At 54.1% G+C, this 5,323-nt stretch carries 4 protein-coding genes; 3 read left to right on the top strand and 1 reads right to left on the bottom strand.

Annotation, left to right across the window (positions count from 1 at the left end; all coding sequences use genetic code 11):
- The 3 genes from PHV74_14735 to PHV74_14725 form a co-directional block, all read left to right on the top strand.
- A partial coding sequence (locus PHV74_14735; protein ID MDD5095613.1) for a hypothetical protein occupies nt 1–454 on the top strand: 454 nt, incomplete at its 5' end.
- Nucleotides 455–596: 142 nt separating this feature from the next.
- Nucleotides 597–2,468: a GAF domain-containing protein gene (locus tag PHV74_14730; protein MDD5095612.1), complete on the top strand. Its 1,872-nt coding sequence runs from the start codon at nt 597–599 to the stop codon at nt 2,466–2,468.
- Nucleotides 2,434–3,105: a response regulator transcription factor gene (locus PHV74_14725; GenBank protein MDD5095611.1), complete on the top strand. Its 672-nt coding sequence runs from the start codon at nt 2,434–2,436 to the stop codon at nt 3,103–3,105. The genes PHV74_14730 and PHV74_14725 overlap by 35 nt, the downstream gene beginning before the upstream one ends.
- A 257-nt stretch (nt 3,106–3,362) precedes the next feature.
- Here PHV74_14725 and PHV74_14720 read toward each other — a convergent pair whose 3' ends face one another.
- Nucleotides 3,363–4,424 (bottom strand): lipocalin family protein, encoded by a 1,062-nt coding sequence (locus PHV74_14720; protein MDD5095610.1) that lies wholly within the window; start codon nt 4,422–4,424, stop codon nt 3,363–3,365.
- Between the last annotated feature and the right edge of the window lie 899 nt (nt 4,425–5,323).

The following is a 5,323-nucleotide window of genomic DNA, read 5'->3' as shown; positions in this document are numbered from 1 at the left end:
GGTCGTCTCCTCAAAAGGCGTCTTATCAACAGACAGGAGGTGTCCGTTGCTCAGGTTGGTGTTCGGCATATTCCTCGTGCTGCATGGCTTTGTTCATCTGTTGTACTTCGGACAGAGCCGGAGGCTATTTGAGCTTCAGCCGGGGATGGTTTGGCCGGATGGCTCGTGGGCATTCTCCAAGCGTCTGGGGGATGAAACAACAAGATTACTGGCAAGCATTTCGTGCGTACTGGCTGCCATCGCCTTTGTGGCTGACGGCGCAGGTGTATTCCTCAAACAGGATTGGTGGCAACCGCTGATGGTGGGTTCGGCCGCATTTTCGGTTGTCAGCTATATACTTTTCTGGGATAAGAAACTGCAGAGGCTGCCTGACAAAGGGGGAATCGGCGTTCTTGTCAATATTGTCATGGTGCTTGCGTTGCTGATATTGGACTGGCCTTCCTCTGAGTTCTAGCCTTGGCCTTTGTTGAAAAAACTCGTGACGCGACGGTCAAGAATCCACGGAGTGTGAGGAAAGAAGCCCATTTTTACTTTTCCGCCTGACCCATGCTAGAATAGAAAAACCTCGTAGCAGCAAGGCAAATCGGGAGGGGATAGTGAACCGAGCAGAGAGCCTTCTGTACAAAGCCCGAACGCTGGCCAGCCTCAGCCTCATCGTTTTCATGAGCACCGTGAAGACCGTGTCCCTGGCAGCGCGCACCAAATTGGCGGGGCTCTTCAGGCGCACATCTCCTACAGTAGGACTGCAAACAGGTTTGTTGGTGAACACCTACGAACTCATGCGCTCCCGCTTGAGAGATGCCTTAAAGGAAATCGAGGAAAAAAACCGGGAGTTGGAGGAATCCAGAGACCATCTCAGTATATCCTTAAGTTTCTTGCAGACCACCATCGATAGCCTTGACGGGGAGTTGATGGTGCTTGACAGGCAACTTCGCATCGTGCAGGCGAACCGGAAGGTCCATCTCAAGAGCAAGAACGGAGAGATTGTCGGACGCTATTGCTATGAGGTGATGCATGGATCAAGTCATCCCTGTCAGCCTCCTTTGTGTGATTGTCCCGTCAGTAGAGTGTGGCAAACCGGGGTCCCCGCCCGGGCGATTCACCTTCATCACACCGATCAGAACGGCGCCGGACAGGAGAGATACATCGAAGTCAGCGCCTCACCCCTGCGCGATTCCAGCGGCAACATCACCCAGGTAGTGGAGTTTGCCCGGGACATCACCGAGAGCAAAGAGCTGGAACAACGAATCCTCCAGATGAATCGCCATCTCTATGCGCTTAATGCCATTGCCGGTACCGTATCCCAGACCCTTGACCTCGATGTGATTCTCAGCACGACTCTCGATAAGATACTGGAACTGATCAAGGCCGAAGTCGGGGGCGTTCTATTCCTCGATGAGGAATCGCAAACCCTTTCCTACCGGATTCATAGAGGTCTCTCGGGGCAGTTTGTCAACGGGGTTTCCGGCCTTGGTCTGGGGGAAGGAATAGCCGGCCTGGTGGCTCAGCGGGGGGAAACGCTGGTGGTGAACGATCTCTCTAAAGACACTAGGATTACCCGGCGGGTGGTGAGCGAGGAAGGCTTGGCAGCCTTTGTCAGTGTGCCCTTGAAGGCCAAGGAGAATGTTGTTGGCGTACTGAATATCGCCAGCCGGGAGCCAAGGCAGTTCTCCGATGAGGAAGTCGATCTGCTGACTGCCATTGGCAACCAGTTGGGGATGGCTATTGAGAACGCTCGCCTGTACCAGGAGTTACAGGCCAAGGAAGAAATGCGCACGGAGCTTTTGAGGCAGATCATCTCGGCTCAGGAAGATGAACGCCGGAGAGTGGCCCGCGGTTTACACGATGTGACGGGCCAAGCCCTGGCAACTATCGGGATTCAACTGGAGGCCTTTCCTACCTCATCAAGGTCGGCATCTAAGGATATCGGACCGAAGCTTGAGGAGATGAAAAGGCTTCTGGTTGCTACACGAAAAGAGGTGCACCGTCTCATCCATGATCTGAGGCCGACCCTTCTTGATGATCTGGGTTTACCCGCTGCTGTGCGGTCGTGCATCAACACCTCATTGGAGGCGGCGGGAATAGAAGGCTACCTGGAAATCGTTGGAGAAGAGAAGAGGTTGCCTCCGCCGGTGGAGATATCGGTCTTTCGCATCATTCAGGAAGCGATCACCAATGTTGCCAGTCATGCCAGGGCAGAGAGTACGTATATCGGTCTTGAGTTCAAGGAGAAGAGCATAGCCGTTCAGGTGGAAGATGATGGGATAGGGTTTGACCTTTCGCGGGTGTTCGGCGCTGCCAGAGCCAAGCAGGGGTTTGGGTTGTTGGGTATGAAGGAACGCGCTGAGCTGCTGGGCGGGACTGTGACCATCGATACTGAGCCCGGTCGAGGAACTCGGATCTTGGTCGAAATTCCGGTAGAATGGGGGAAGGATGATGTCCAGGATAAAAGTGCTGCTAGTGGATGACCACGCGCTGTTTCGAGAGGGGATTCGTGCCTTGCTGCAGAACTATGAGGAGGTTGAGGTTGTTGGCGAAGCATCCGACGGCAGGGAAGCGATCGAAAAGGTCAATCAGCTTGGACCGGACGTGGTGCTGATGGACGTTGCTATGCCCATCATGAGCGGAGTGGAAGCCACCCGCCGAATTCAGAAAGAGAGCCCTAATGCGCGGGTGCTCGTGCTCACCCAGTATGAAGAAAGCGAATATGTCCTCTCCTTGCTCAAAGCCGGGGCTCGGGGGTATCTTCCCAAGACGACCACAGCTCCGGAACTGGTTTCCGCCATCCGTGCCGTTCATCGGGGGGAGTCTTTCCTCTATCCCTCGGCTACCATGACCCTGATCGAGCAGTTTCTGATGCAGTCCCGGGGGAAAGAGAGTGACTATGAGCGGCTCACGGACAGGGAAAGAGAAGTGCTGCAGCTTGTTGCCGAGGGACGCACCAACCGTGAGATATCGGAGATGCTCTTTACCAGCGTCAAAACGGTCTTGCGGCACAGGGAACGGATCATGGAGAAGCTGGGCTTTCACAATCGCACCGATCTTATCAAATACGCCATCAGCAAGGGATTGATACACGTGCCGCCCAAGATGGAAAAGGAGTGAAGGAGGCGTTGATTCAATAACCGGAGATCGTCTTCCCTCAGTCATCGGGCGTGGACAAGCAGATATGAGAAGGGGGTGGGCTCAGGCCCTAGCATTCTGCTAAAGAAGAGATGAAGGATTCCTCCTTCCGGGGGTCTGGGGGTGTCCCGGTAGGGGCGTATCATTATACGCCCCTACAAAGTTCCCCCAACGATTGGGGGCTAGGGGGCCTGCCCTCGACTGAGATCGGGGGTTGAGTCAGCCTTTTCAGCACCCTCCTAATAGCCGGTCAATTCCACATATGCCCTTCCGGTCACATCGCCGGTGACCTCGCAGTCGCCTTCCCAGTAGGTCTTGTAGGAAGAGACCAGTTCCTGATCTTTCATGACGGGCGTGAGGGTCATATTGATATCGTCCACCCGAATGTGCCAGCCGCTTGGATATGTTTTGGAAGTGTGAGGGCTGCTCCATGTTCCCAGCACAGTGATTTCCATATCCTCCGGTGAGATCTCGGTGGTCAGACAGTCGGATGAGGTTAACGAACCTCCGAGCAGGACGGTCCGGTTGTCCGAGTTGACAGTGAACAGCATAATCTCTCGGTTGTCATCCAGCTGAATAGCGAACCAGTTCCATCCGACATCGATCACGGCGTCCAGTTGTCCCCACTGATGGTCGAACCATGACGTGCCTTTGACCGCATAGGCCACACCATTGATGGTGATGGTTCCGGTGGTATGGATGCGCTCACGGGAGTAGTAGTAGGTGTATCCCCCGAAACTGTAGTCGTGATAGCCATCGCCGTGTTGAAGAACGGGCGGTTTGAGGCTATCCAGATTCAGATCGATTACATAGTCATCCACTTCGCCGTGCAGGGTATCGCTCCCATTATCCAATAAGGCGAATGAGCCGCTACTCTCGAATCGAACCGGCTTGCCTGGCTGGGGTGCCGTTCTGAGTGCAAAGCCGCCGGTGTAATGGAAGCTCCCGTCCTCGATATCGGTGATGGCATGGTTGAGGACAAGCGCCTTACCCCCGAACTTCTCCAGTATGCCACTGATCGCTGGATTGCTGATCAGGCTTCCCTGTTCACGAAGGTCCAGCACAAAGAAAACAAGCTCATAGCCGAACCAGCGTCCTTCCTCGGTCTGGAGATGACCTGTCCAGTAGTACCATTCGATTGGTTCATGGTGCGGATACTCATCTTCAGGGAACAAGACCTTTCCTTGAGGCACGCCCAAAGATGGGTCTTCAGCAAGTGGATCAGGATTGTCTTTACTGCCGCAGCTCGCAAGAAGCAGAGTCAAAAAGACGGCGAGCAGCGTGATGAATTTATAGTGCATGTGTTGTCATCGTCCATGGGAGGATTGGGAGCCATTCATAGAATATCACGAAAAAGGAGTGTCGGCAGAGAATATACTTCAGTTAAGGCCGATCCGCAAGCTGGGGAAAAATCCTCGAGCTTGACCTAGGGATATCGAGTTTTGAGGCATCGTGGTGTGGTATAATATATACACGGAAGCTGGGTGGAAGGGGATACGGTGAAGAGGAGGTGGACCATGACGCTTCAGAAATGGTACGGAGTGTGGCTGGAAATTCAGCCAGCCCTGCTGATGAGGCAGGGCGAAGTGGAGACTGAGCCAAGCCCGTAACAACCGTCCCAAGCATTGAGCCCAGGCCTGAGCAACCCGAGAAAACTCAGGCGGACTCACCCCGGAAAGTCTTTCGGGAGGTTACTTCGGGAAATTATAGCCGGAGTGAGGCTCGGGTCAGTCAGAGGGAACGAGAAGAGGGTGACCGAAAAGGCACCCTCTTTTTTTATGCCTGGAAAGGATATACGGTTTGTCCATCAAGGAAGTCATTCTGCAGACTCTGCGGTGAAACTTCTGGCTGTTTTGCGCAGGAGCTGAAGCTCAAGGGGCTAACGCGGCGAACGTGTTTTGGGGTGTTTTTCCCGCCAAAATAGGGTGTTCTTCCCCTGGAAGTGGGAATTTATCGCCTAGCTTGTTAGGGTACATTTGCCTATTATGAAGATAACCCGGCTTTCCCGAAGACGGGGTCTGTTTTCCGCTCAAATCTCCAGCCAATCGAATTCTCGGCAATCTTCGGCGCGAAGAGGAGGTCACAGAATGGTGGAAAAAGCGTTCGACCTTACCCGGGAAATGATCGACCACAATTTCGCTGCTCAGGTTGCGCCGGATCGGGAGAAGCTGCTCACCTCCATCCAGTGCGGAACCTGCAC

This window comes from Dehalococcoidia bacterium (assembly GCA_028711995.1).
Taxonomy (GTDB): Bacteria; Chloroflexota; Dehalococcoidia; order SZUA-161; family SpSt-899; genus JAQTRE01.
This window is presented reverse-complemented; position numbering and strand designations above follow the sequence as displayed.

What these genes read in the sequence shown, in the direction of transcription:
- PHV74_14725 (MDD5095611.1), top strand. Translation starts at nt 2,434, where the DNA reads ATGATGTCCAGGATAAAAGTGCTGCTAGTGGATGACCACGCGCTGTTT.
- PHV74_14720 (MDD5095610.1), bottom strand. Translation starts at nt 4,424, where the DNA reads ATGCACTATAAATTCATCACGCTGCTCGCCGTCTTTTTGACTCTGCTT.